Source organism: Catenibacterium sp. CAG:290, from assembly GCF_000437715.1.
Lineage (GTDB): Bacteria > Bacillota_I > Bacilli_A > Erysipelotrichales > Coprobacillaceae > Catenibacterium > Catenibacterium mitsuoka_A.
This window is the reverse complement of record NZ_FR898808.1, coordinates 26,927-49,534: the sequence shown is the minus strand read 5'-3', so window position 1 is coordinate 49,534 and position 22,608 is coordinate 26,927. Positions and strand designations below refer to the sequence as shown.

Genomic DNA, 22,608 nt, shown 5'->3' with positions numbered 1-22,608 from the left:
GACAATAGCAAGCTGCCAGGTCCTTTTTTTATGTAAAAAATTTCAACACCAATATTTATTTAACACGCTATAAAGGCGTGTTTTTATTATATAAAAAATATTTTCATACATAATATTTGATACATATTTCGTAAAGGCGTAACATCAGATGTTGTTTTAAAATCAAAAAAACAACGATAAATACGCAATAATTTCGTTATGTAAATTCAAAACAATAAAACAAAAATTGTAAATATGTTACTTAACATAATTTTAAATGTTTTACAATAAAAATATGTAAAAAAGCCTTGATTTTTGTGTCATATTTCTTGAAACGTCCATGAAAAAATATTATATTAAACCCACTGTTTCGGATATAACTATTATTAAAGTAGGTTAACATAAATGTTGCAATTAAATGAGATTGGAATGAAATTATGGATAAAACTGAGTCAATTCATATAGAAAAAGAAAAGTCTAAAAAACAATCAAAGAAATTACATAAGATCATTGTTTTAATTGTTGTAATAGCATTCTCTTTCTTAATAGCGACGCAATGGATATCTGTACTTAGAATTCAGAGTTCTTCTATGTCACCAACTATTGATGCGGGACAAATTGTGATTGTCCTTAAAAAGAAGAAAGTCCAGACAGGAGATATAGTTGCTTATAGAAAGAAGAATAAATTATTTGTAAAGCGTGTGATTGCAGGTCAGGGGCAATACGTTGACATTGATCTGAATGGTAAGGTATCAGTTGATCATAAAAGCATCAAAGAAGATTATGTAGAAGAATTGTCTTTAGGCAAATGTGATATTAGCTTACCTCATCAAGTAGACCAATCTCATTGGTTTTGTATAGGAGATGAAAGAGAAGTCTCTGTTGATTCAAGAAGTTCAGTCATAGGGGATATCTCAGAAGATGAAATAGAAGGAGTCGTAGTTTTTAGTATTTGGCCACTCAATAAATTTAGAATAGTTCAATAGAAAGGAGGCGCCTTAGCGTATGAAAGTTGTTCAATATTTTAAACATGCAAGAAATTTAAATGCCTATAAGAAAAAATATAAACGCTTAACACATGCTTTATTATGTGTCTTTGTCTTATGTGCCGCCTTTGTATTGACAACCTATGCTGGGGCTGAAACACAAAATTTAGAGAATTACACATATGTTTCGTATTCACAATCATCTGATTTAGATGAAGAGGAAACGTTACAACTTCTTACTGTTGATGAGTCTACTCATCCCGTCTATGTCTTAAAGAAAAACAACATAGCATCTGTAAAGGTATCTACAGATAAGAATAGCGATGGTATAGAAAATGGTACTATTACACCTGATACCAAATATCTTAAACTTAAAGTGGAATTCAAGAATATCCATGCTGCTATACTAAACAATCAATATGGAGGATTTTTTGCATATGATCTTCCTGAATTCTTCCGTTCTACAAGTACAACAGAAAGACCGATTATTGATGATAATAATAAAGTAATTGGGAAAATTCATGTAGAAAATGGACAGGCTATAGTCACATATACAAAAGAATTCTTAGAGAGTCTAGGTGAACATGCAACACTTTCTGGAAACTTCTTTTTAGAAGGAGAAGTAGATTTGAGTACATTAGATAAAGACAATGGTTCTATACAAGCTACATTTCCTAATGGAAGTATTAAATTGGAATATGGTCCTCACTACTTAGAAAAGTACAGTGAGGTCAAAGTAGAAAAGTCTTATACAAAAGATCCAAACAGTGATTATATCAAATATACACTCACTGTATCAGCAGGTTCTGATGGCAGTCAAAATGTCTATGTGGTCGATAAGTTTACAACTTATAAAAATCTAGTCACTTATGCAGGGGATATCTCTCATACACCTACAGAACTAGGTATTACAGAAGATGGACAAAAGCCATATGAAACAAGAAATACAGATATAGCAGGTCAGATTTATTTAACGAATCAGCCTAATTCTGATAAAGAAATACCTGAGTCTGTAACTGATAGCACTAAGATTAACAAGCCGGGAAGTATTGTCTGGGCAGTAGATCAACTCGCTCCTAATGAATCAAGAACATTGACTTACTACGTCAAACTTACTGATAAACAAGATATCAGAAATAAGGATATTACTAATAAAGCATCAGTGCTTAATAAAAAAGGTAATGAAACATACTTAAAGGGGTCTTCTGAAAAAACATTCACTCCATCAATTAACTATGGTATGACGAAAAACATCATTTCTACGAATGGTAAACAGTATACAAAGGATCAAGATGGAAACTATATCGTTCAATATAGATTAAACTTCACTTTAAATGCGAATAGTAACTATCCTTTAAAGAATTATGCATTCTTTGATTATTTAAATTATAGTGGATTTGCGAACGATAATAAGATGTTACCTTATATCTCTTATATGCAGAATTCTATAGAGTTACATCAAATTGTAGGAAGCACAGATACGATTATTGATTCTTCTTTATATAAGGTCCAATGGGAAACAAATGGTACGAACTACAAAGATACATATGATGGTAATTCAAAACGTTTTAAGTTAAGTGGTACAGAAAACCATCCTATTACTATTAATCCAGGTGATTCATATTATGTAACATATAAACTTAAGATTAAACCAGAAGTCTATGCGGCAATGCAGGCAGGACAAGTATTAATCCAAAATATATATGCGAATGATGCAGATAACGCAAAGAAAGTCGCAGGTATGTTGGATCGAACAATTGCAAAACTTACTCTGAATGACTATACATGGATTCAAAAAATCAAAGATAGTAATCTTACTTCAAACGAGCAAACAATCCAGATGAATTCAGATGTCTATGTAAAGAAGAATAATGGTTATGAAAAAGATTCTTCAGTCAATAGTTTTGTAGTTCCACAAGGAAGTTATAAGTATACTGTTAATTTGAATCAATCACAGAATCAATTTGATATCACTCATGCAACCTTAAAGGATGCATTAAGTTCTGATATTATGCATTATGTTGGTTATGTAAAGATTACAGCTTATGAATACGATGAAAGTTATAATACCTATAAAGATAAAGAATCTAAATGGTTAGAGATAGACAAACAGAAATTATTTGAATTAAAGCTCTCTGAGCTTGGCTGGTCAAACAGTTATGGTTATCGTTTTGAATACTATGCACAAACAAAAGATTTAAGTGAAATTGGTCAAATTAAAGCGACTAATACATTTACATTAAATGGAGATGTAGTAAAAGGTGATCAAACCTTTAAATTCAATAATAAAACAGCCTCTCAAACAACACAGGTCAATGGTTTCTATAACCTGAATGTAAATAAGAGTGCCTGGTATTATGAAAGACCAGTAGAAAATGCGACTACTTGGGAAAATGGTGCATTCTATTGGGTTATTGAAGTCAATGGATCAGCTATTAGGGAAGGAACTCAAATTAGAGATGCAGTAGTAAAAGAAAACAACATCACTGATTCTTATTTGCATTCTGATTCTGTTGCAGGTATCTATCAAGGAAAGCTTACAAAACAGGTGGGTGCATGTAAGAACTATCAAGAGTTCTTAGACTCAAATAAAGGCTTAAAAGATAAAAGTGAGTTATTTGATCAGGAATATACAAACAATAAGAACTTTAGTGAAAACAAAAAGAGTGAATTAACACTGACTGCAAAACAAACAATCAATCTAGAAAATGATGAAAATATCTATATTATTGTGAAAACAGAACCTTCCAAGATTCCAACAGTCAATCGTACAACATTTGATTACAAGAATGAAGTGTTATTAAAAGATACGACAGATAAATCATTTAATAAACGAAATGATGCGACTCAATCTCTTCATGGTGGAGGAGATTTATTGAAGGAATTTAACTGTACATTTAGTTATGATGGAAAACAGGCCACTATTCTTACACCCGGTACAGATAAAAACACAAATAAAATAGCAAAAAATATATTAGACCAGACAACTGGTAATGGTATATATGCTTCTTGGGTCTTTAAAGTCAATTATGCAGGTGACTTAAAAGGAGACTACCGAGTATTAGAAGATATTCCAGAAGGTATGGAGTTAGGATATATACGTATCAAGTGGCATGGTACTAAAGCAGGATCTGTTGTATCTAAAGCAATAGATGGTTTAGGTGATGATTGGAAGCAGTATTCCAATACAGCAACGAATGACAACGGACAAAGTCAAAATACAACCTATTACTATAATAAGACTACAAATAAAGCTCTTATTAAACTAGGTGAATTTGAGAATAAACATACAAGAGATGAATGTTCTATCGATGTACAGGTTGTCTGTCGTGTGACTGATTCTAAAGTCTTACTAGGTGGTGAGTCTAAGACATTTGCGAATAAGGTAACTCTCCAGGATGAGAATGGAGAAGAACATTTAGCAACCGCTAGCTCCACCGCAGCACTTCAGAAGAATAGCTTAGATAAAAGTCATCCAGATACTTTTAAAGGACAAACAATCAAATATACAATTACTGCCAATACTCTTGCACAAAAGCTTCCATCTAATGATGGCAATAAGCTGACTTTAGTAGATGAGTTAGGCGATACATTAGAATTAGATATCACAAGTATTGAAGCAAAAGATGATGCTGGAGAAACCGTAGATATAGAAAAAGCATTTAATCCAGAAACTAATACTTTAGAAATCTCAATTCCTAATGAAAAGAAAATCATTATTATTTATACAGTCACCGTCAACATTCCACCAGATACAACATCCAAAGTATCTAATAAGGTTTATTGGAAGTCATATGGTAGTAATGGTGGTAAAAATGATGTCATACCTGACTTTAAATACAATTTAAATGCAGGTGGAAGTACTACAAGTACAGAAAACCCTGAACTTTCTATTAAGAAGATTGATCAGGATAATGCGAATCCAATGAGTGGGGTCACATTTGATATATATGAATGTGAATTAAAAGGAGATACTATTCAACGTACTCAAAAGACAACAAGTGGTCAAACAGTAAATGGAGTATTTACTGTAAAAGCACCATTTGTGACTTCCTATAACAAAATATATGAAGTAAAGGAAAAAAATACACCGGATGGATATGTGGAGGACGATAGTTCTTACTATATTATCTGTGTAGATAAAAAGAATAGTGATGATTATACAGACTATGTAAAACAATGTATTGCTTATTTTGATAAACAATCAAATAAGAAATATAAAGTCGCATACTCATCTACAGATTTTAACTTAACTATATATAACTCTCAGAAAGGTATAGTAGTTAAAAAAGCATTTATTAATAATGCAGCGGGTACTTCTCACAAACCAGTGAGTGGAACATATACATTTGGACTATATGACAATTCAGAAGGGACTGGTTCACCACTACAAGTAAAAACTATTACTTATAGTACAGGTGAAACAGAAGAGAAGTACATGAAGTTCATCAATCTTGATCTAGATACTACATATTATGTATTTGAATTAGATGATGAAGGTAATCCAATCGCTGATACTTCTCAAGAAGTAACAGTGAATAAACTACCTTATGTCGTAGATTATAAAGTAAATAAAGAATCTACAAGTAAGGCAGCTATAGGAGATGAAGTCATAGTGACTAATAGTCTCCGTACAAAGAAGCTACCTTCTTCAGGTAGCCGATTAACCCTGATTTACAGACAATTAGGACTAGTACTGGTAGGAACTAGTTTTATTGTTCAGTTGATCATATATAAAAATCGCGAGAAGAAGATAAGAGAAGAGGAGAGAGGGAAATGAAATTAATGAAAAGAATTTTAGCTATTGTCTGCACTTTTGTGATGATTATTTCAATGGCTACTGGTGTTAATGCGGTAGATGATACGTCTGCTGCAGCAACAACTGCAACAAAAGAAAAAGGTAGTATTACACTTCAAAAGGCAGTCGTAGGAGACACATATAAGGTGTATAAGATCTTGTCACTTGAAAGTTATGGTAAAGCTAATAATGCTTATTCATATAAGAAAACTGGTGATAAATGGGATGAATTTGTTACCACAGGCAAAGGTGCCGATTTTTTTTGAGACAAATTCTGATAATTATGTGATACTTAAGAAAAATTTAAGTAACGATAATGCAGTTCGTCAGCTTGCAATTGATGCAATTGATTTTGTGCACGCAAACAGTGATGTTAAACCAACAAAATCTGTAACTGCAATAGCAACTTCTAAAACTACAACAACTTCAGTTGTATTTGATGGTTTAGATTTAGGTTACTATGTAGTTGAATCAACTTCAGGAACAGCTTGTGCTATTACAACTACAAATCCAGATGCTACAATTAGCAACAAGCATGATAATCCAAGCGTTAACAAGTTAATTATAGAGGGTGGTGTAATAAGTGAAGATAAAAAGATGAACTCTGTGAACGTTGGAAAAGACGTAGGATTCCAAACAACTATTAACGTAAAACCTGGTGCTAAAAACTATGTTTTACATGATATTATGGATAAAAATTTACAATTTGTTTATGTTGGACATGTTTATTATAAAAATAAAGACAATAAAAATGTAAATTTGACTCATCAAAGTTTAGGTCAATCTAATGGAGATTTTGTTGTTACTCAATCTGAACTAGGTGATAACTGTACTTTCGAACTAAAATTTACTGATAAATTCTATTCTGAAAATAAAGTAGCTATTGATAGTAAAGAAATAACAACAATTTATGTAGAATATGTTGCAATAGTAAAGGATGATGCACCTATTAACACTGCAATGAAGAACACAACATATTTAACATATGGTGACAACAATTTAAAGACTGATGAATCTGAAACAAAAACTTATACTTATGGTATTCCAGTATTCAAATACACTGGAAATGATGTAGGTCTTGCAGGTGCGAAGTTCATTTTATTAAAAAATAAAAATGCAGATGAATCAGATGCAATCAAATTCACTCAAGCTGGTAAAAAATATACTTATGCTGCTGATCAGACAAGTGCAGCTGCAACTACAACTTTAGTATCTCCTGATCTTGGACATTTTACAATTCAAGGTTTACAAGCAGATACTTACTATCTCAAAGAAACAGAAGCACCAAAAGGTTACAACAAAATCTCTGAACCTATTAAGATTGTTGTTGGAACTGATGAAAATGGTAAGCAAATAATCACAGTGTCTGATAAGAGTGTTGATGAAGTAAAAGTTCAAAACAACACAGGTTCATTATTACCTAGTACCGGTGGTATGGGTACAACATTAATCTATGTTGTAGGTTCTATTTTAGTTTTAGCTTCTGGTATAGTATTATTCTCTAAGAGAAAAGAAGGAACTAACTAATTATATAAATATATTATTTAGGGAATGATCTTCATTCCCTATTAGTTATTAAAGGAGAGGATTGTAAAGATGAGAAAACATATTTCGACAATTATCGCAGTACTCATTTTTATTACAGGAATCTCCTTATTGCTTTATCCAACAGTAAGTGAGTGTTGGAATTCATTATATCAATCAAAAGTAGTCGCAAACTACTCTGATAAAATGAAGAAGATGACACAAAAACAAAAACAGGCTGCAATAGATGCGGCTGTTGCTTACAATAAGACATTAGTATTAAATGATGCACGTTTTACTCCTACAGAGGAACAATCAGCTACATACAATAGCTTATTGGATGCGGATGGTTTAGGAATGATGGGTTATATTGTTATTCCGAAGATTAGCTGTAAGCTCTCTATTCATCATACAGTGAATGATTCTGTCCTACAGGTAGGTGTAGGACATCTAGAAGGGTCTAGCTTACCTGTTGGAGGTAAATCAACACATTGTGTCTTATCTAGCCATAGAGGTCTTCCAAGTGCCAAACTCTTTACAGAGCTAGATGAACTAGTAAAAGGGGATATCTTCTATCTTCATGTCTATGACCGTGTATTAACATATAAAGTAGACCATATCGTAACTATTGAACCAGATGACTATAGTTTATTTGAAATAGAAGAAGGAAAAGATTTATGTACATTATTTACATGTACACCCTATGGAATCAATACACAGCGTTTAGTTGTACGAGGACATCGTATTTCTGATGCCCTTGATGGTGCTAAGCTCAATGGTGATGCAATTAAGATCAATGAATATATTGTCGCAATCTGTATTGCGGTTATTATCTTATGTACAGGTTATACTGTTGGTAAGGCGATAAAGAAAATTAAAAGGCATAAAGTATAGAACACACCTTCATAGGTGTGTTCTCTTATACCCTGAACACTAGATCATTGTATACAATCTTATTTGAGATAGATTCAGATACGTAAAAAATGACCTTTTGAAAAGAAAATCAACTAATTTTATATTATTTTCTAAATGTTTGCGCTTACATTAATAATTCAAAAAGCATTGAATAAACCAATGAAAAATTTATTAAAAAAACCTAAAAAAAGTGTAAAAAGGGGTTGATTTCTCTGTTTTATTACGGTATTATATGACCGTTGTGAAACGCGAAGATGTGCGAGGTTGCTGAAACGCTGACAGCCGTTGTCATGAATGGAAGAGTGCTCAGGGAATTCGCATTGAGCGTTGTCTAACGAATAGACAAGGAGGAATAATCATGGCAAACAACAAAATCAGAATCAGACTTAAGTCTTTCGATCACAAGATCCTAGACGCATCTGCAGAAAAGATCGTAGCTGCAGCTAAGAAGTCTGGCGCTCAGGTAGTTGGTCCTGTACCATTACCTACAGAAAAGGAAATTTATACGATCTTAAGAGCAGTTCACAAGTATAAGGATTCTCGTGAACAGTTCGAAATCAGAACTCACAAACGTTTAATCGACGTAGTGAACCCTACACCGGAAACAGTTGATGTTTTAACTAGATTAGAAGTACCAAGTGGTGTAGATATTGAAATTAAGTTATAAGAAAGGTAAAAGGTGTAACTCATGAAAGGAATCTTAGGTCGTAAGATCGGAATGACTCAAGTTTTCACAACTGATGGTAAGTTAATCCCAGTTACAGTTATCGAAGCAACTCCAAACGTAGTTCTTCAGAAGAAGACTGTTGAAACTGATGGATACAACGCAATCCAGGTTGGTTTCGAAGACAAGAGAGAAAAGCTTGCAAACAAGCCAGAAAAAGGTGTGGTTGCTAAAGCAAACACAGCTCCTAAGCGCTTCATTAAGGAATTTCGTTATGACGAAATGATGAGTTATGAAGTTGGACAGACAGTATCTGTTGATAGCTTTGTAGCTGGTGAAGTAGTTGACGTAACAGGTACAAGTAAAGGTAAAGGCTATCAGGGTGTTATCAAGAGACACGGACAGCACATCGGTCCAAAGGGACATGGTTCTGGAGCTCACAGAATCGTAGGTTCTATGGGTCCAATCGCTCCAAACAGAATTGCTCCTGGTAAGAATCTTCCAGGTCAGATGGGTGGAAACACAAGAACAGTTCAGAATCTTGAAATTGTTGCAGTTGATGCAGAAAAGAACGTATTACTAGTTAGCGGATCAGTACCTGGTCCAAAGAAAGGCTTAGTAATCGTTAAGTCTGGTATCAAGGCAAACGGAAAAACAAACGAAGCTGCTGAATTAGTAAATTATGCTACTGAAGCAGTTGCAGAATAATGAAGTGGAAGGAGGAAAAACTAATGTTGAATATTGCATTATTTAATCAGAATGGTGAAAAATTAAACGATTTAGAACTTAACGAAAACGTATTCGGAATCGAACCAAATAACCAGGCAATCTTTGATGTAGTCTTACTACAGAGAGCTTCATTAAGACAGGGTACTCACAAGGTGAAGAATCGTCACGAAGTTTCAGGCGGTGGAAAGAAACCTTGGAGACAGAAGGGTACAGGACGTGCTAGACAGGGTTCTATCCGTGCACCACAGTGGCGCGGTGGAGGAATTGTCTTTGGTCCTACTCCAAGAAGCTATGACTTCAAGATTAACAAGAAAGTTAAGAATCTTGCATTAAGATCTGTATTATCACAGAAAGTAATCGATCAGGAATTAGTTGCTTTAGATAATCTTACTTTTGATACAATCAAGACTAAGAATGTTGTTAATTTCTTAGGTAACTTCGAAAACCCAAGAAAGACATTAATCGTTGTTGATACATTAGAAGAAAACTTAGTATTATCTGCTAGAAACGTTCCTGGTGTTAAAGTTATCGAAGCTAGAAACGTAAACGTTTATGACGTTATGGATTGCACAAAGCTTATGATGACTGAAAAAGCTATCAAGGCAGTTGAGGAGGTACTAAAATAATGGCTCACATTACTGACGTACTAAGAAAACCTGTTTTAACTGAAAAGACTATGAAGTTAATGCAGGAAGAAAACAAATATACTTTCGATGTTGCTTTATCATCAAACAAGACTGAAATCAAACAGGCTGTAGAAGCTATGTTCAATGTTAAGGTTACTAGCGTAAACACAATCAACGTTAGAGCTAAGACTAAGAGAGTTGGTCGTTATGTTGGTAAGACTGCTAGAAGAAAGAAAGCAATCGTAACTTTAGCAGAAGGTAACAGCATCAATTTATTCGGTGAAGAAGAATAATTAATATAAACTATTGAAATGCACTCCATTTCAGATATTTAAATAGGAGGATTAAACATGCCAATTAAAGCATATAAGCCTACAAGTAACGGTCGTAGAAACATGACTGCTTTGACTAAAGAAGAAATCACTACTTCTACTCCAGAGAAGTCATTACTTGCTCCTTATAAGAAAAAAGGTGGCCGTAACAACATGGGTCAGATCACTACTAGACATCATGGTGGTGGACATAAGAGAAAATACAGAGTTATTGATTTTAAGCGTAACAAGGATGGAGTACCTGGTAAGGTTGCTACTATCGAATATGATCCAAACAGATCTGCAAACATCGCTTTAATCAATTACGCTGATGGTGAAAAGAGATATATCCTAGCTCCTAAGGGACTAGAAGTAGGAACTGTAATTGTTTCTGGTGAAACTACTGACGTTAAAGTTGGTAACTGTATGGAAATGGGTAACATGCCTGAAGGTACAACTATCCACAATATTGAAATGCATCCTGGTAAGGGCGGACAGTTAGCTCGTTCTGCTGGTGTTTCAGCTCAGATCCTTGGTTCTGAAGAAAAATATGTAATTGTTAGACTTCAGTCTGGTGAAGTAAGAAAATTCTTAAAGAAGTGCCGTGCTACAGTTGGTGCTGTAGGTAACGAAGACCATGGTCTTGTTAATTACGGTAAAGCTGGACGTATGAGATGGAAAGGTGTTAGACCTACTGTTCGTGGTTCTGTAATGAACCCTAATGACCATCCACATGGTGGTGGTGAAGGTAAAACTTCAATCGGTCGTAAAGCTCCACTTACTCCTTGGGGTAAGAAAGCTCTTGGTGTTAAGACTAGAAACAGCAAGAAACATTCTAACAGATTGATCGTACGTCGTCGTAATGCTAAATAAGAAGGAGGATAAGTAATCATGGCAAGAAGTTTAAAAAAGGGACCTTTCGTCGATGAACATTTGATGAAAAAGGTTGAAGCATTAAATGCTGCTGGTAAAAAAGAAGTTATCAAAACTTGGTCAAGACGTTCTACTATTTTCCCTCAGTTTATTGAGCATACTTTCGCAGTATACAATGGTAAAGAACATATTCCAGTTTATGTAACAGAAGATATGGTTGGTCATAAGTTAGGAGAATTTGCTCCAACTAGAACATTCAAAGGCCACACAGCCAATGATAAGGCTGCTTAATAAATAGGAGGATTTGAACATGGAAGCAAGAGCAACAGCAAAAACTATTCGTGTATCACCTCAGAAAGCTAGATTAGTCGTTGACTTAGTCCGTGGTAAGTCAGTTAAGGAAGCACTCGGAATTCTTGAATTCACAAACAAGAGTGCTACTCCTGCTATTATCAAGGTTGTTAACTCTGCTAAGGCTAACGCTGTTAATAATGAAGGTGCAGACGAAGATAAGTTATATATTAAGAAGATTTATGTTGACGAAGGTCCAACATTAAAGAGATTCCGCGCAAGAGCTAAAGGTTCTGGAACTCAAATTTTAAAGAGAACATGCCACATCACTTGTGTGGTTGAAGAAAGATAGGAGGACGAACAATGGGTCAGAAAGTAAGTCCAGTTGGATTCCGTGTTGGTGTTAACCGTGATTGGAGTTCAAGATGGTATGCTGATAAGAAAGACTTTGCTAATTACTTATTAGAAGACGTTAAGATCCGTGAATTCTTAATGGCTAAGTTAAAGAAAGCATACGTAGCAAAGATCGATATTGAAAGATCAAAGAAACGCGTCAATATCTTTGTTCACACATCAAGACCTGGTGTAGTGATTGGTAAAGACGGAGAAGCCATTGATGCTTTAAGAAAAGAATTAATGGGTCTTATCAGTGATAAGAAAGTATTTATCAACGTAGTAGAAATTAAGAATGCTGATACTAACGCTCAGTTAGTAGCTGATAGAATAGCAGAACAGCTTGAAAACCGTGCTTCATTCAGAACAGTTCAGAAGAGAGCTATTCAGAATGCAATGAGAAACGGTGCTAAAGGTATTAAGACTTCAGTTTCAGGTCGTTTAGGCGGTGCTGATATCGCTAGAAGTGAAGGATATTCTGAAGGTGTAGTTCCACTACATACAATCAGAGCTGACATTGATTATGCCACTGCAGAAGCTGCTACTACTTATGGTAAGCTAGGAGTTAAAGTCTGGATTTGTAAGGGAGAAATTCTTCCTGCAAAGAAGAAAGGGGATAAATAATCATGTTGATGCCTAAGAGAACAAAATATAGAAGACCTCATAGAGTTAAATATGAAGGTAAGGCTAAGGGCGGTAAGACAGTTGCTTTCGGTGACTTCGGTTTAGTAGCTCTTGATGGTGCTTGGATCACTTCAAGACAGATTGAAGCAGCTCGTATCGCAATCAACCGTCATATGAACCGTGGTGGTAAGGTTTGGATTAGAATCTTCCCACACTTAGCAAAGACTAAGAAGCCTTTGGAAGTACGTATGGGTTCAGGTAAAGGTGCTCCAGAACAGTGGGTAGCTGTAGTTAAGAAAGGCCGCGTAATGTTCGAAGTTGGTCAGATTGATGAAGCAACTGCTCGTGAAGCATTAAGACTTGCTTCTCATAAGTTACCTGTCAGATGCAAGATTATTGGAAGAGGTGAGTAACTCATGAAAGTACAAGATATTAGAAGTATTGAAACAAAAGATCTACTTGTGAAAGTAGAAGAATTCAAAAAAGAGTTATTTAGTTTAAGATTTCAGCAGGCAACTGGTCAGCTTGAAAATACTGCTCGTATCAAAGAAGTAAGAAAATCAATCGCAAAGATCAAAACAGTTATTAGAGAAAGAGAACTTGAAAAGTAGGAGAGAGATTATGGAAAGAAATAACAGAAAAGTCTATACTGGCACAGTCATCTCTACTAAGATGGACAAAACTATAACTGTACTTGTTGAAACACATGTAAAGCATAAATTATACGGAAAGCGTATGAATTCATCAAAGAAATTCCATGCACATGATGAAAATAATGAAGCACGTGTTGGAGATACAGTAAAGATTATGGCAACAAGACCATTATCTGCAACAAAGCGTTTCCGTTTAGTAGAAATCGTAAAGAAAGCAGAAATTATCTAATACAGTCTGAAAGGAGGTCACTACTATGATCCAGAACGAAAGTAGATTAAAAGTTGCTGACAATACAGGCGCTAAAGAAGTTTTAGTTATCAGAAACCTTGGTGGTTCAAATAGAAAGACAAGTAGCATCGGTGATGTCGTTGTTGCTACTGTAAAGCAAGCGGCTCCAGGCGGAACTGTAAAGAAGGGTGAAGTCGTTAAAGCTGTTATCGTTAGAACAAGATACGGTGTACAGCGTGAAAACGGTTCAGTAATCCGTTTCGATGATAACGCATGCGTAATCATTAAAGATGACAATACACCTAAGGGTACACGTATCTTTGGCCCAGTCGCTAGAGAGTTAAGAGATGCTGATTTCATGAAAATCGTATCATTAGCTCCTGAAGTATTATAGGAGGAACGAAAGATATGAAATTACGTGTAGGTGATACAGTACAGGTCATTGCAGGCAGCGAAAAAGGCAAGACTGGCGAAATTCTTGCAATTAAAGGTAATAGAGTTGTCGTTGAAGGTGTCAAGAAGGTAACAAAGCATGTTAAACCTTCTCAGGCAGATCCTGAAGGCGGAATCATTACTGTAGAAGCTCCAATCGATGCTTCTAATGTTGTTTACTATGATACAAAAGCTAAGGAAATCGTTAAACTTGGCTACAAAATTGAAGATGGTAAAAAAGTACGTGTTAATAAGAAAACAGGTGCTGTAATCGAAAATAAGAAGAAATAAGGGGAAGGAGGATAATACATGAACCGTTTACAGGAACGTTATACAAACGAAATCACAAAGAACTTAATGAAGAAGTTCGGTTATGAATCTACAATGCAGATTCCTAAAATGGAAAAGATCGTTATTAATATCGGTGTTGGTGATGCAGTCAACAATTCTAAATTCTTAGAAGAAGCTGTAGAAGAATTGACATTAATCTCAGGTCAGAAGCCAATCGTTACTACTGCTAAGAAATCAATCGCTGGTTTCAAGGTACGTGAAGGTCAGGCTATCGGATGTAAAGTCACTTTACGTGGTGAAAGAATGTATGAATTCTTAGATAAGTTAGTAAGTATTTCACTTCCTCGTGTAAGAGACTTCAGAGGAGTACCTAAGAATTCATTTGATGGAAGAGGTAACTACACTTTAGGTGTTAAAGAACAGTTAATCTTCCCTGAAATTGATTTCGATAAGGTTGCAAAGTTAAGAGGTATGGATATCGTATTTGTTACTACTGCAAAGACTGACGAAGAAGGTCGCGCTTTATTAACAGAACTTGGCATGCCTTTTGCTAAATAATTAGGAGGACAGAATTATGGCAAAAACATCAATGAAAGTTAAACAGCAACGTCCTCAGAAATACAAAGTTCGTGAATATACTAGATGCGAACGTTGTGGACGCCCACATTCAGTTATTAGAAAATTCAAGTTATGCCGTATTTGCTTCAGAGAATTAGCTTATAAAGGTGAAATTCCTGGTGTTAAGAAGGCAAGCTGGTAATTTATAAGTCACATACGGAAGGAGGACATATAAATGGTTACAACAGATCCAATTGCAGATATGTTAACTAGAATTCGTAATGCGAATCAGCAGAAACATGAAACTGTTTCTATCCCTTACTCAAACCTAAAGAATGATTTAGCAAAAATCTTAAAGAATGAAGGTTTTGTTACTGACTTCGAAGTGAATGAAGAAGGAAATCATAAGAATATTGTTATTACATTAAAATATAAAGGTAACGAAAGAGTTATCACTGGTTTAAAGAGAGTTTCTAAACCAGGTTTACGTCAGTATGCTAAAGTGAACGAAATTCCTAAAGTATTAAATGGTTTAGGTATCGTAGTATTATCTACTTCTCAAGGACTTATGACTGATAAAGAAGCAAGAGCTAAGAATATCGGTGGAGAAGTATTAGCTTATATCTGGTAATAAAATTATTTAGGAGGTCAAACAATGTCTCGTATTGGTAAAAAGATTATTATCGTACCTGAAGGTGTAAACGTAGACGTTGCTGCTGATAACACTGTCACTGTTACAGGTCCTAAGGGAACTCTTACAAGAAAGTTCTCTGATTTAATTACTATCGAAGTAAATGGTAATGAAATTGAATGTAAGAGACACAGTGAAGAAAAAACAAACAAGCAGTTACATGGTACAACTAGAGCTTTAATTGCAAACATGATCGAAGGCGTTAAAGATGGTTTCTCTAAGAAACTTGAAATCGTTGGTATCGGTTATAGAGCTCAGATGCAGGGTAATAAATTAGTAATGAATATTGGTTATTCACACCCAGTAGAAGTTGAAATCGAAGAAGGTGTGAAAGTTGAATGTCCATCAGCTACTGAAATCACAGTATCTGGTATCTCTAAAGAAAGAGTTGGACATGTCGCTTCAGTAATCAGAGCTTGGAAGAAACCTGAACCTTATAAGGGTAAAGGTATTAAATATTCTGATGAACATATCATCAGAAAAGAAGGTAAAACTGCTGGTAAGAAGTAGTTATAAACTAAGGAGGAAAATCGAATCATGGCAAAGAATGAATCACGTAACGTTATCCGTTTAAGACGTCATGCTAGAGTTCGTAATAAGATTTCTGGAACTCCAGAAAGACCACGTCTTAATGTGTTCCGTTCAAACTCTCATATTCATGCACAGATCATCGATGACACTAAGGGTGTAACTCTTGTATCAGCATCTTCTGTAGACATGAAGTTAGAAAATGGTTCAAACATTGAAGCAGCTGCTGCTGTTGGTGCAGAAATCGCTAAGAGAGCACTTGCTAAAAATATTGATGTAGTAGTATTCGACCGTGGTGGTTATATCTATCATGGTAGAGTAAAGGCACTTGCAGAAGCTGCAAGAGAAGCTGGATTAAAATTCTAAGAGGGAGGTCAAATAATGGAAGAACGTAAACCTAGAGAAAACTCTAGAAGAGGCAATAACCCTAGAAGAAACAGAAAAAACAACAGAAGACAGAGAGCTCCTAAGGAATTCGAAACTAGAGTTGTTACTATCAACCGTGTTACTAAAGTTGTTAAGGGTGGACGTAAAATGCGTTTCGCTGCTTTAGTAGTAATTGGTGATAGAAAGGGTCGTGTTGGTTTCGGTACAGGTAAAGCTAACGAAGTACCTGATGCAATTAGAAAAGCTGAAGAAGCTGCTAAGAGAAACCTTATCACTGTTCCATCAATTAATGGTACAATCCCTCATGAAATTACAGGTAACTTCAAGTCTGGTTCAGTATTCTTAAGACCAGCTGCAAAAGGTACTGGTATCATCGCTGGTGGACCTGTCCGTGCAGTTGTTGAATTAGCAGGTTACTCTGATATCTTATCTAAGTCACTTGGATCAAGAACTCCAATTAACATGGTAAGAGCAACAATCGAAGGTTTAGCATCATTAAAGACTGCTGAACAGGTAGCAGAATTAAGAGACATCACAGTCGAAAAGATTTATGGATAGGAGGAGCGTAAAAATGGCAGAAAATAAAAAAGTTGTGATTACGCTTGTAAAAAGCCCTATTGGTGGTAAAGAAAACCAGAAGGCTACTCTTAAAGCGTTAGGATTAAACAAAATGCATGCTTCTGTTGAAAAGTATGAAACAGAAACAATCAAAGGCATGATCAACGCAGTAAGACACCTAGTAAAAGTTGAAGACAAGTAGGAGGTGTAAACAATGAAATTACATGAACTCAAATACAATGACGGCGCACGTCGTAACAGAAATCGTGTAGGTCGTGGTACAAGCTCTGGTAATGGTAAGACATCTGGTAGAGGTCAGAAAGGTCAGGGCGCTAGATCTGGTGGAGGTAAGAAACCAGGATTTGAAGGTGGACAGACTCCATTATTCATGCGCTTACCAAAGCGTGGCTTCACTAATCATAATGCTAAGGAATATGCAATCATCAACGTTGAAGACTTAAACAAGTTCGAAAATGGTGCTGTTGTAGATTTAGAAGCAGTTATGGAAGCTAAGCTAGTTAAGAAAGCATTAGACGGTTTAAAAGTCTTAGGCAGAGGCGAATTAAATGTTGCTTTAACAGTAAAGGCTAGCAAATTCTCAAAATCAGCTGTAAAGGCAATTGAAGCTGCAGGTGGAAAAACTGAGGTGATCTAAGATGCTAAACTTTTTTAAAGAAGTATTTAAAAAAGGTGAATTGCGTCGTAAGGTCGTCTTTACACTAGGTATACTATTCGTATTCCGTTTAGGAGCAGGCATTGTGATTCCTTATATTGATACAAGTGCAATCACAAGCGCTGCTACCTCTTCAGGAATCTTCGGAATTATGAATATGCTTGGTGGAGGAACATTGGAGAAATTCTCATTATTTTCTTTGGGGGTTTCTCCTTATATTACATCTTCTATTATTATTGAGTTATTATCTATGGATGTTGTCCCAGCTTTAACTCAGTGGAATAAAGAAGGTAATACAGGTAAAAAGAAAAAGGATAAAGTAACTCGTGTGTTAACGCTTGCATTAGCAATAATTCAAGGTGGGTCATTGACATATGCATTCGATAAGGGTTATAGTATTCTAGCGAGTAGTTCTATTTGGACATACGTCTATGTAGTTATAGTTATGGCTGCAGGTTCTATGTTCACAATGTGGTTAGGTGATCAGATTACTATTAAAGGTGTAGGTAATGGTACTTCACTATTGATCTTCACTGGTATCGTCGCTAACCTTCCAAATAGTTTTATCTCGTCTTTTAAATCAATGGTTACATTCGGAAGTGCTTATAAGACTGCAACAAGCTTAGCTTGGTACATCTTATTTGTTATCGTATATTTAGCCATTGTCGTGTTTGTTGTATTTGAAGAAGGAGCAATTAGAAAAATTCCTATTATCTATGCAACAAATACACAGACAGTCATGCATACTAAGGAATCTACTAATCTTCCAATTAAGATTAATAGTTCTTCAGTTATTCCAGTTATCTTTGCTGCATCAGTTTTAGCAGCACCAAGAACAATCATTAGTTTCATGAAGTCTACTTCTACAACGAAGATGATTGACAATATTTTGAATTATCAGAAACCTATAGGATTTGTTCTCTATATCGTTATGATTATTCTATTCACATTCTTCTATTCTAATTTACAGATCGACGCTAAGAAGATCAGTGAAGATTTAAAGAAGAGTGGTGGCGCAATTCCTGGTGTTCGTACTGGTGATGATACAAAGAAATATATCGGAACTGTCTTAAATCGTGTAACTGTGGTAGGATCTCTATTCCTAGCAATCATTGCATCTATTCCAATCATCGCTCCAGAAATCTGGAAGATGACATCAAATAATGCATTGTCTCTAGGGGGTACAGGATTGATTATCGTAACTGGTGTTGCGTTAGAAACTGTAAGAGCAATAAAAAGTATGTTGACAAGAAGAGAATATCATGGTTATATAAGAAAGTAGCAATTAGAAGGAGGAATAGAATTTGAATATTATTCTTATGGGCCCTCCTGGGGCAGGCAAAGGAACTCAGGCTAAAAAATTAGTGGAGGAGTACGGCTTGTACCAGATCTCAACTGGTGACCTTTTTAGAAAAGCTTTAAAGGAAAAAACAAAGTTCGGGGTAATTGCTAGTTATTTTATTCAATTTGGGCATCTTGTTCCAGATGAATATACAGTTGAAATGGTAAGGGAATTCTTAAAGGAAAATATTGATTCTTTTAAGAACGGTTTTATTCTTGATGGTTTCCCAAGAACTATCATTCAGGCTAGAGAACTAGAAAGTATCGCGAAAGAATTTGGCTTTGATATTGATGCGGTCATCAATATTGATGTGCCATCTGAAAAGTTAATCAAGAGACTTTCAGGTCGTAGAACTTGTAAGGATTGTGGAACCACTTATCATGTCGTTTTCAATCCACCAAAAACTGAAGGCGTATGCGACAAGTGTGGTGGAGAACTCTATCAGCGTCCTGATGAGAGCGAAGAAGCTGTACAGGTTAGACTTGATACTTATGAAAAGCAGACTAGACCACTTATTGACTATTATACAATGAAGGGCGAATTAACTAACGTTAATGGCGACCAGTCTATGGATGCTGTTTATGCAGATATCAAGAAAAATCTGGAGGCCAAATAATGATTACAATCAAGGATGAACGTGAAATTGACCTAATGAGACATGCTGGTCATGTTGTAGGTTTAGTTCATCAGGAACTCGCTAAATGGCTTAAACCGGGTTTAACAACAGAACAGGTATCTGATTTCTGTGAAAAGATTATAAGAAAGAATGGTTGTACACCATCTTTCTTAAATCTTTATAATTTTCCTGGTGCTGTTTGCACGTCTGTAAATGATGTTGTCGTTCATGGCATTCCTAATGGTTATGTACTTAAAGATGGAGATATTATCTCTGTGGATGTAGGTGCATGCTGGAAAGGATATCATGGGGACTCTGCGTGGACATTTGCGATTGGCAATGTGTCTCCACAGGCTAAACATCTTATGGAAGTATGTGAACAGTCGCTTTATGCTGGTTTAGAACAAGTTAAACCAGGTAACAGAGTTTCTGATATTTCACATGCTGTTCAGACTTACCTTGAAAGTCATGGCTGCTCAACGCCTAGAGACTATACAGGACATGGCATTGGCACAGAGGTTCATGAAGATCCTAGCATTCCTAACTGGGGTGAACCAGGCAGAGGACCAAAATTAAGAAAAGGTATGTGTATTGCAGTTGAACCTATGGCGCACTTAGGCAAAGCCGAGGTTAAAGTAATGGATGATAATTGGACAGTAAAGACTGCAGACCATTCATTAGCTGCACATTATGAACATACTGTAGCTATCACTGAAGATGGCTATGAAATCATGACAAAGGTACATAAGGAGTTGATCGATTTTGGCAAAGAAGAAAGATGACGTAATTGAAGTCCAGGCAACGGTCGTAGAGACATTACCAAACGCAATGTTTAAAGTCCAGCTGGATAATGGAGTAGTTATTTTAGCTCACGTTTCTGGTAAAATCCGTATGAATTACATTCGCATTTTACCAGGGGACAAAGTAACAGTAGAAATTTCTCCATATGATTTAACACGTGGGCGAATCACATTTAGACACAAATAGATCTTCCCAAAGGAGGCAGACACAAGATGAAAGTAAGACCATCTGTAAAACCAATCTGCGATAAGTGCAGAGTAATCAAGCGTAAGGGTAGAGTAATGGTAATCTGTGAAAACCCAAAGCATAAACAGAGACAAGGTTAATTATTTTTAGGAGGAACAATAGACAATGGCTCGTATAGCTGGTATTGATATCCCACGCGATAAGCGTGTGGTAGTTTCTTTAACTTATATCTATGGTATTGGTCCAACAACAGCTAAGAAAATCTTAGCAGCTGCTGGCGTTTCTGAAGATGTTAGAGTAAAGGATCTTACAGAAGAAGAAGAAACAAAAATTCGTAAAGAAGTTGAACATATTAAAACTGAAGGTGACCTTCGTAGAGAAACTCAGTTAAACATTAAGAGATTAATGGAAATTGGTTGCTACAGAGGGCTTCGCCATCGTAAAGGACTTCCAGTACGTGGACAGAGAACTAAGACTAACGCTAGAACGCGTAAAGGTAAAGCTACTCCAATTGCTGGAAAGAAGAAGTAGTAGGAGGCAGAACAAATGGCAAAACAAGTTGTACGTGGTAAAAAACGTGTAAAGAAGAATATAGCAAAAGGTATTGCTCATGTTCATTCAACATTCAACAATACAATCGTAACAGTTGCTGATGAACACGGTAACGTTATTAGCTGGTCAAGCGCTGGTGCTCTTGGATTCAAAGGTTCAAGAAAATCTACTCCATATGCTGCTCAGATGGCTGCTGAAGCTGCTGCAAAGGCATCTATGGATCATGGTATGAAATCTGTTGAAGTATGTGTAAAAGGTCCTGGTCCAGGACGTGAAGCTGCTGTTAGAGCTCTTTCAGCTGCTGGTTTAGAAGTAACTGCAATCACTGACGTTACTCCAATCCCACATAACGGATGTCGTCCACCAAAACGTCCTCGTGGATAATTTGATTTATATTACATTTATATAAAATAAATATCTCAAAGAGGAGGGAAACAATGCAAAAGTTTGAAAAAGCAAATTTCACTGTTGATACATACAATGAAGATGAAAATTATGGTAAGTTTATCATCGAACCTTTAGAAAGAGGTTTTGGTACTACTTTAGGTAACTCTTTAAGAAGAGTATTATTATCATCTATGCCAGGTGCTGCAGTATTTGCAGTAAAAATCAATGGCGCTATTCATGAATTCTCAGCAGTTGATGGTGTTTTAGAAGATGTTACAGCTATCATCTTAAATATTAAGAAATTAGTATTTGAATTAGATTCTGATGAAGATGTAACAATGGTTATTGATGTAACTGGTCCAGCTACTGTAACTGGTGCAGACATTCAATGTCCTTCTGAAGTTAAGATGATTTCTAATGATTTAGTAATTGCTCATGTTGCTGAAGGTCAGCATTTCTATATGGAAATGTATGCTCATAAAGATAGAGGTTACATGAGTGCAGATCAGAATAAGAAGTTCGTTAACAGTGTTGACGTAATTCCTACTGATTCTATCTTCTCTCCTGTTGTTAATGTAGCATATTTAGTTGAACCAACTCGTGTTGGTCAGTCAGCAAAGTATGATCAGTTAACTATGGAGATTACAACTGATGGTTCAATTAAACCTCATGAAGTTCTTGCAATTGCTGCAAAAGTATTAGTTGAACATTTAAATATGTTCGTTGAATTAACTGATCAGGCAATGAATATGGACGTTATGAGTGAAGTACAGCAAGATACAGGTAACAAGGTTCTTGATATGACTATTGAAGAACTTGACCTTTCTGTACGTTCATACAACTGCTTAAAGAGAGCAGGAATTCAGACTGTTCAAGAATTAGCTTCTAAGACTGAAGACGATATGATTAAGGTTCGTAACCTTGGTAAGAAGTCTTTAAAAGAAGTTAAAGAAAAATTAAATGAATTAGGTCTTGGTTTTAAACCAATGGACTAAGTTTGTGGAAGGAGTA

34 protein-coding genes are annotated in these 22,608 nt (G+C 35.5%); all 34 read left to right on the top strand.

From position 1 onward, the window contains the following. Positions 1-416 precede the first annotated feature (416 nt). The 34 genes from lepB to QVO42_RS04845 all read left to right on the top strand — a co-directional run bounded on the left by lepB (position 417) and on the right by QVO42_RS04845 (position 22,592). On the top strand, positions 417-965 hold the full coding sequence (lepB, locus tag QVO42_RS05010; protein WP_022425059.1) for a signal peptidase I: 549 nt from the start codon (positions 417-419) through the stop codon (positions 963-965). A 19-nt stretch (positions 966-984) separates the two neighbouring features. Beyond that, positions 985-5,745 (top strand): SpaA isopeptide-forming pilin-related protein, encoded by a 4,761-nt coding sequence (locus tag QVO42_RS05005; protein ID WP_022425058.1) that lies wholly within the window; start codon positions 985-987, stop codon positions 5,743-5,745. Beyond that, positions 5,742-6,029: a hypothetical protein gene (locus QVO42_RS05000; RefSeq protein WP_022425057.1), complete on the top strand. Its 288-nt coding sequence runs from the start codon at positions 5,742-5,744 to the stop codon at positions 6,027-6,029. Before QVO42_RS05005 ends, QVO42_RS05000 begins: the two co-directional genes overlap by 4 nt. Further along, positions 5,989-7,290, top strand: a complete 1,302-nt coding sequence (locus tag QVO42_RS04995) for a SpaA isopeptide-forming pilin-related protein (protein WP_022425056.1) — start codon at positions 5,989-5,991, stop codon at positions 7,288-7,290. The genes QVO42_RS05000 and QVO42_RS04995 overlap by 41 nt, the downstream gene beginning before the upstream one ends. Before the next feature lie 69 nt (positions 7,291-7,359). Continuing rightward, entirely contained in the window at positions 7,360-8,181 is an 822-nt protein-coding gene (locus tag QVO42_RS04990; RefSeq protein WP_022425055.1) for a class C sortase, read from the top strand. 379 nt (positions 8,182-8,560) lie between these two features. After that, a complete protein-coding gene (gene rpsJ / locus QVO42_RS04985) occupies positions 8,561-8,869 on the top strand; it encodes a 30S ribosomal protein S10 (protein ID WP_006505622.1) in 309 nt (102 codons plus the stop codon). Between the two features lie 21 nt (positions 8,870-8,890). Next, positions 8,891-9,574: a 50S ribosomal protein L3 gene (rplC, locus tag QVO42_RS04980; RefSeq protein ID WP_022425054.1), complete on the top strand. Its 684-nt coding sequence runs from the start codon at positions 8,891-8,893 to the stop codon at positions 9,572-9,574. A gap of 23 nt (positions 9,575-9,597) precedes the next feature. Then, a complete protein-coding gene (gene rplD, locus QVO42_RS04975; RefSeq protein WP_022425053.1) occupies positions 9,598-10,221 on the top strand; it encodes a 50S ribosomal protein L4 in 624 nt (207 codons plus the stop codon). Beyond that, on the top strand, positions 10,221-10,514 hold the full coding sequence (gene rplW, locus QVO42_RS04970) for a 50S ribosomal protein L23 (RefSeq protein ID WP_006505625.1): 294 nt from the start codon (positions 10,221-10,223) through the stop codon (positions 10,512-10,514). The genes rplD and rplW overlap by 1 nt, the downstream gene beginning before the upstream one ends. A gap of 57 nt (positions 10,515-10,571) precedes the next feature. Further along, complete coding sequence (gene rplB, locus QVO42_RS04965; RefSeq protein ID WP_022425052.1) at positions 10,572-11,405, top strand: 50S ribosomal protein L2; 834 nt, start codon at positions 10,572-10,574, stop codon at positions 11,403-11,405. An 18-nt stretch (positions 11,406-11,423) separates the two neighbouring features. After that, positions 11,424-11,696: a 30S ribosomal protein S19 gene (rpsS, locus tag QVO42_RS04960; RefSeq protein ID WP_006505627.1), complete on the top strand. Its 273-nt coding sequence runs from the start codon at positions 11,424-11,426 to the stop codon at positions 11,694-11,696. 19 nt (positions 11,697-11,715) lie between these two features. Further along, positions 11,716-12,048, top strand: coding sequence for a 50S ribosomal protein L22 (gene rplV, locus QVO42_RS04955; protein WP_006505628.1), 333 nt, complete (start codon positions 11,716-11,718; stop codon positions 12,046-12,048). Positions 12,049-12,059: 11 nt separating this feature from the next. After that, entirely contained in the window at positions 12,060-12,713 is a 654-nt protein-coding gene (rpsC, locus tag QVO42_RS04950; protein ID WP_022425051.1) for a 30S ribosomal protein S3, read from the top strand. 2 nt (positions 12,714-12,715) lie between these two features. Beyond that, a complete protein-coding gene (gene rplP / locus QVO42_RS04945) occupies positions 12,716-13,126 on the top strand; it encodes a 50S ribosomal protein L16 (protein WP_006505630.1) in 411 nt (136 codons plus the stop codon). 3 nt (positions 13,127-13,129) lie between these two features. Then, positions 13,130-13,324, top strand: coding sequence for a 50S ribosomal protein L29 (gene rpmC, locus QVO42_RS04940; protein ID WP_006505631.1), 195 nt, complete (start codon positions 13,130-13,132; stop codon positions 13,322-13,324). Positions 13,325-13,334: 10 nt separating this feature from the next. Continuing rightward, positions 13,335-13,595, top strand: coding sequence for a 30S ribosomal protein S17 (gene rpsQ, locus QVO42_RS04935; RefSeq protein WP_006505632.1), 261 nt, complete (start codon positions 13,335-13,337; stop codon positions 13,593-13,595). 25 nt (positions 13,596-13,620) lie between these two features. Next, positions 13,621-13,989: a 50S ribosomal protein L14 gene (gene rplN / locus QVO42_RS04930; protein ID WP_022425050.1), complete on the top strand. Its 369-nt coding sequence runs from the start codon at positions 13,621-13,623 to the stop codon at positions 13,987-13,989. A 14-nt stretch (positions 13,990-14,003) separates the two neighbouring features. Next, entirely contained in the window at positions 14,004-14,318 is a 315-nt protein-coding gene (gene rplX, locus QVO42_RS04925; RefSeq protein ID WP_022425049.1) for a 50S ribosomal protein L24, read from the top strand. A gap of 18 nt (positions 14,319-14,336) precedes the next feature. Beyond that, complete coding sequence (gene rplE, locus QVO42_RS04920; RefSeq protein ID WP_006505635.1) at positions 14,337-14,876, top strand: 50S ribosomal protein L5; 540 nt, start codon at positions 14,337-14,339, stop codon at positions 14,874-14,876. Between the two features lie 16 nt (positions 14,877-14,892). After that, on the top strand, positions 14,893-15,078 hold the full coding sequence (locus QVO42_RS04915) for a type Z 30S ribosomal protein S14 (protein WP_003536834.1): 186 nt from the start codon (positions 14,893-14,895) through the stop codon (positions 15,076-15,078). A gap of 33 nt (positions 15,079-15,111) precedes the next feature. Next, positions 15,112-15,507 carry a 30S ribosomal protein S8 gene (gene rpsH / locus QVO42_RS04910; protein WP_022425048.1) on the top strand — a complete coding sequence of 132 codons (396 nt, stop codon included), beginning with the start codon at positions 15,112-15,114 and terminating at the stop codon, positions 15,505-15,507. Positions 15,508-15,531: 24 nt separating this feature from the next. Further along, positions 15,532-16,077 (top strand): 50S ribosomal protein L6, encoded by a 546-nt coding sequence (gene rplF, locus QVO42_RS04905; RefSeq protein ID WP_006505637.1) that lies wholly within the window; start codon positions 15,532-15,534, stop codon positions 16,075-16,077. 27 nt (positions 16,078-16,104) lie between these two features. Beyond that, positions 16,105-16,461 carry a 50S ribosomal protein L18 gene (gene rplR, locus QVO42_RS04900; RefSeq protein WP_022425047.1) on the top strand — a complete coding sequence of 119 codons (357 nt, stop codon included), beginning with the start codon at positions 16,105-16,107 and terminating at the stop codon, positions 16,459-16,461. Between the two features lie 15 nt (positions 16,462-16,476). Next, complete coding sequence (rpsE, locus tag QVO42_RS04895; RefSeq protein WP_022425046.1) at positions 16,477-17,040, top strand: 30S ribosomal protein S5; 564 nt, start codon at positions 16,477-16,479, stop codon at positions 17,038-17,040. A 13-nt stretch (positions 17,041-17,053) separates the two neighbouring features. Continuing rightward, positions 17,054-17,242: a 50S ribosomal protein L30 gene (rpmD, locus tag QVO42_RS04890; protein ID WP_022425045.1), complete on the top strand. Its 189-nt coding sequence runs from the start codon at positions 17,054-17,056 to the stop codon at positions 17,240-17,242. Positions 17,243-17,254: 12 nt separating this feature from the next. Beyond that, positions 17,255-17,695: a 50S ribosomal protein L15 gene (gene rplO, locus QVO42_RS04885; protein WP_006505641.1), complete on the top strand. Its 441-nt coding sequence runs from the start codon at positions 17,255-17,257 to the stop codon at positions 17,693-17,695. A 1-nt stretch (position 17,696) separates the two neighbouring features. Beyond that, entirely contained in the window at positions 17,697-18,995 is a 1,299-nt protein-coding gene (gene secY, locus QVO42_RS04880) for a preprotein translocase subunit SecY (protein WP_022425044.1), read from the top strand. Positions 18,996-19,017: 22 nt separating this feature from the next. After that, the gene (locus QVO42_RS04875; RefSeq protein ID WP_022425043.1) at positions 19,018-19,671 is read left to right on the top strand and encodes an adenylate kinase; all 654 of its coding nucleotides are present in this window, start codon (positions 19,018-19,020) and stop codon (positions 19,669-19,671) included. Further along, a complete protein-coding gene (map, locus tag QVO42_RS04870) occupies positions 19,671-20,453 on the top strand; it encodes a type I methionyl aminopeptidase (protein WP_022425042.1) in 783 nt (260 codons plus the stop codon). Before QVO42_RS04875 ends, map begins: the two co-directional genes overlap by 1 nt. After that, a complete protein-coding gene (infA, locus tag QVO42_RS04865) occupies positions 20,434-20,658 on the top strand; it encodes a translation initiation factor IF-1 (RefSeq protein ID WP_006505645.1) in 225 nt (74 codons plus the stop codon). The genes map and infA overlap by 20 nt, the downstream gene beginning before the upstream one ends. 26 nt (positions 20,659-20,684) lie before the next feature. Continuing rightward, the gene (gene rpmJ, locus QVO42_RS04860) at positions 20,685-20,798 is read left to right on the top strand and encodes a 50S ribosomal protein L36 (protein ID WP_006505646.1); all 114 of its coding nucleotides are present in this window, start codon (positions 20,685-20,687) and stop codon (positions 20,796-20,798) included. A gap of 25 nt (positions 20,799-20,823) precedes the next feature. Beyond that, complete coding sequence (gene rpsM / locus QVO42_RS04855; RefSeq protein WP_022425041.1) at positions 20,824-21,189, top strand: 30S ribosomal protein S13; 366 nt, start codon at positions 20,824-20,826, stop codon at positions 21,187-21,189. Positions 21,190-21,204: 15 nt separating this feature from the next. After that, positions 21,205-21,594 carry a 30S ribosomal protein S11 gene (gene rpsK, locus QVO42_RS04850; protein ID WP_006505648.1) on the top strand — a complete coding sequence of 130 codons (390 nt, stop codon included), beginning with the start codon at positions 21,205-21,207 and terminating at the stop codon, positions 21,592-21,594. 53 nt (positions 21,595-21,647) lie between these two features. Beyond that, positions 21,648-22,592 carry a DNA-directed RNA polymerase subunit alpha gene (locus tag QVO42_RS04845; RefSeq protein WP_022425040.1) on the top strand — a complete coding sequence of 315 codons (945 nt, stop codon included), beginning with the start codon at positions 21,648-21,650 and terminating at the stop codon, positions 22,590-22,592. Positions 22,593-22,608: the final 16 nt, after the last annotated feature.

Excerpts from the sequence above, each read along its gene's own strand:
- rplD (WP_022425053.1), top strand. The coding sequence starts at position 9,598 with ATGTTGAATATTGCATTATTTAATCAGAATGGTGAAAAATTAAACGAT.
- rplB (WP_022425052.1), top strand. The coding sequence starts at position 10,572 with ATGCCAATTAAAGCATATAAGCCTACAAGTAACGGTCGTAGAAACATG.
- rpmJ (WP_006505646.1), top strand. The coding sequence starts at position 20,685 with ATGAAAGTAAGACCATCTGTAAAACCAATCTGCGATAAGTGCAGAGTA.
- rpmD (WP_022425045.1), top strand. The coding sequence starts at position 17,054 with ATGGCAGAAAATAAAAAAGTTGTGATTACGCTTGTAAAAAGCCCTATT.
- QVO42_RS04995 (WP_022425056.1), top strand. The coding sequence starts at position 5,989 with ATGAATTTGTTACCACAGGCAAAGGTGCCGATTTTTTTTGAGACAAAT.
- rplV (WP_006505628.1), top strand. The coding sequence starts at position 11,716 with ATGGAAGCAAGAGCAACAGCAAAAACTATTCGTGTATCACCTCAGAAA.
- rplW (WP_006505625.1), top strand. The coding sequence starts at position 10,221 with ATGGCTCACATTACTGACGTACTAAGAAAACCTGTTTTAACTGAAAAG.
- QVO42_RS04990 (WP_022425055.1), top strand. The coding sequence starts at position 7,360 with ATGAGAAAACATATTTCGACAATTATCGCAGTACTCATTTTTATTACA.
- QVO42_RS04845 (WP_022425040.1), top strand. The coding sequence starts at position 21,648 with ATGCAAAAGTTTGAAAAAGCAAATTTCACTGTTGATACATACAATGAA.
- rplF (WP_006505637.1), top strand. The coding sequence starts at position 15,532 with ATGTCTCGTATTGGTAAAAAGATTATTATCGTACCTGAAGGTGTAAAC.
- rplP (WP_006505630.1), top strand. The coding sequence starts at position 12,716 with ATGTTGATGCCTAAGAGAACAAAATATAGAAGACCTCATAGAGTTAAA.
- rpsJ (WP_006505622.1), top strand. The coding sequence starts at position 8,561 with ATGGCAAACAACAAAATCAGAATCAGACTTAAGTCTTTCGATCACAAG.
- rplC (WP_022425054.1), top strand. The coding sequence starts at position 8,891 with ATGAAAGGAATCTTAGGTCGTAAGATCGGAATGACTCAAGTTTTCACA.
- lepB (WP_022425059.1), top strand. The coding sequence starts at position 417 with ATGGATAAAACTGAGTCAATTCATATAGAAAAAGAAAAGTCTAAAAAA.
- rpsM (WP_022425041.1), top strand. The coding sequence starts at position 20,824 with ATGGCTCGTATAGCTGGTATTGATATCCCACGCGATAAGCGTGTGGTA.
- rpsE (WP_022425046.1), top strand. The coding sequence starts at position 16,477 with ATGGAAGAACGTAAACCTAGAGAAAACTCTAGAAGAGGCAATAACCCT.
- rpsQ (WP_006505632.1), top strand. The coding sequence starts at position 13,335 with ATGGAAAGAAATAACAGAAAAGTCTATACTGGCACAGTCATCTCTACT.
- secY (WP_022425044.1), top strand. The coding sequence starts at position 17,697 with ATGCTAAACTTTTTTAAAGAAGTATTTAAAAAAGGTGAATTGCGTCGT.
- rplE (WP_006505635.1), top strand. The coding sequence starts at position 14,337 with ATGAACCGTTTACAGGAACGTTATACAAACGAAATCACAAAGAACTTA.
- rpmC (WP_006505631.1), top strand. The coding sequence starts at position 13,130 with ATGAAAGTACAAGATATTAGAAGTATTGAAACAAAAGATCTACTTGTG.
- rplR (WP_022425047.1), top strand. The coding sequence starts at position 16,105 with ATGGCAAAGAATGAATCACGTAACGTTATCCGTTTAAGACGTCATGCT.
- rplN (WP_022425050.1), top strand. The coding sequence starts at position 13,621 with ATGATCCAGAACGAAAGTAGATTAAAAGTTGCTGACAATACAGGCGCT.
- rplO (WP_006505641.1), top strand. The coding sequence starts at position 17,255 with ATGAAATTACATGAACTCAAATACAATGACGGCGCACGTCGTAACAGA.
- rpsC (WP_022425051.1), top strand. The coding sequence starts at position 12,060 with ATGGGTCAGAAAGTAAGTCCAGTTGGATTCCGTGTTGGTGTTAACCGT.
- rpsS (WP_006505627.1), top strand. The coding sequence starts at position 11,424 with ATGGCAAGAAGTTTAAAAAAGGGACCTTTCGTCGATGAACATTTGATG.
- map (WP_022425042.1), top strand. The coding sequence starts at position 19,671 with ATGATTACAATCAAGGATGAACGTGAAATTGACCTAATGAGACATGCT.
- QVO42_RS04915 (WP_003536834.1), top strand. The coding sequence starts at position 14,893 with ATGGCAAAAACATCAATGAAAGTTAAACAGCAACGTCCTCAGAAATAC.
- QVO42_RS05000 (WP_022425057.1), top strand. The coding sequence starts at position 5,742 with ATGAAATTAATGAAAAGAATTTTAGCTATTGTCTGCACTTTTGTGATG.
- rpsH (WP_022425048.1), top strand. The coding sequence starts at position 15,112 with ATGGTTACAACAGATCCAATTGCAGATATGTTAACTAGAATTCGTAAT.
- rplX (WP_022425049.1), top strand. The coding sequence starts at position 14,004 with ATGAAATTACGTGTAGGTGATACAGTACAGGTCATTGCAGGCAGCGAA.
- rpsK (WP_006505648.1), top strand. The coding sequence starts at position 21,205 with ATGGCAAAACAAGTTGTACGTGGTAAAAAACGTGTAAAGAAGAATATA.
- QVO42_RS05005 (WP_022425058.1), top strand. The coding sequence starts at position 985 with ATGAAAGTTGTTCAATATTTTAAACATGCAAGAAATTTAAATGCCTAT.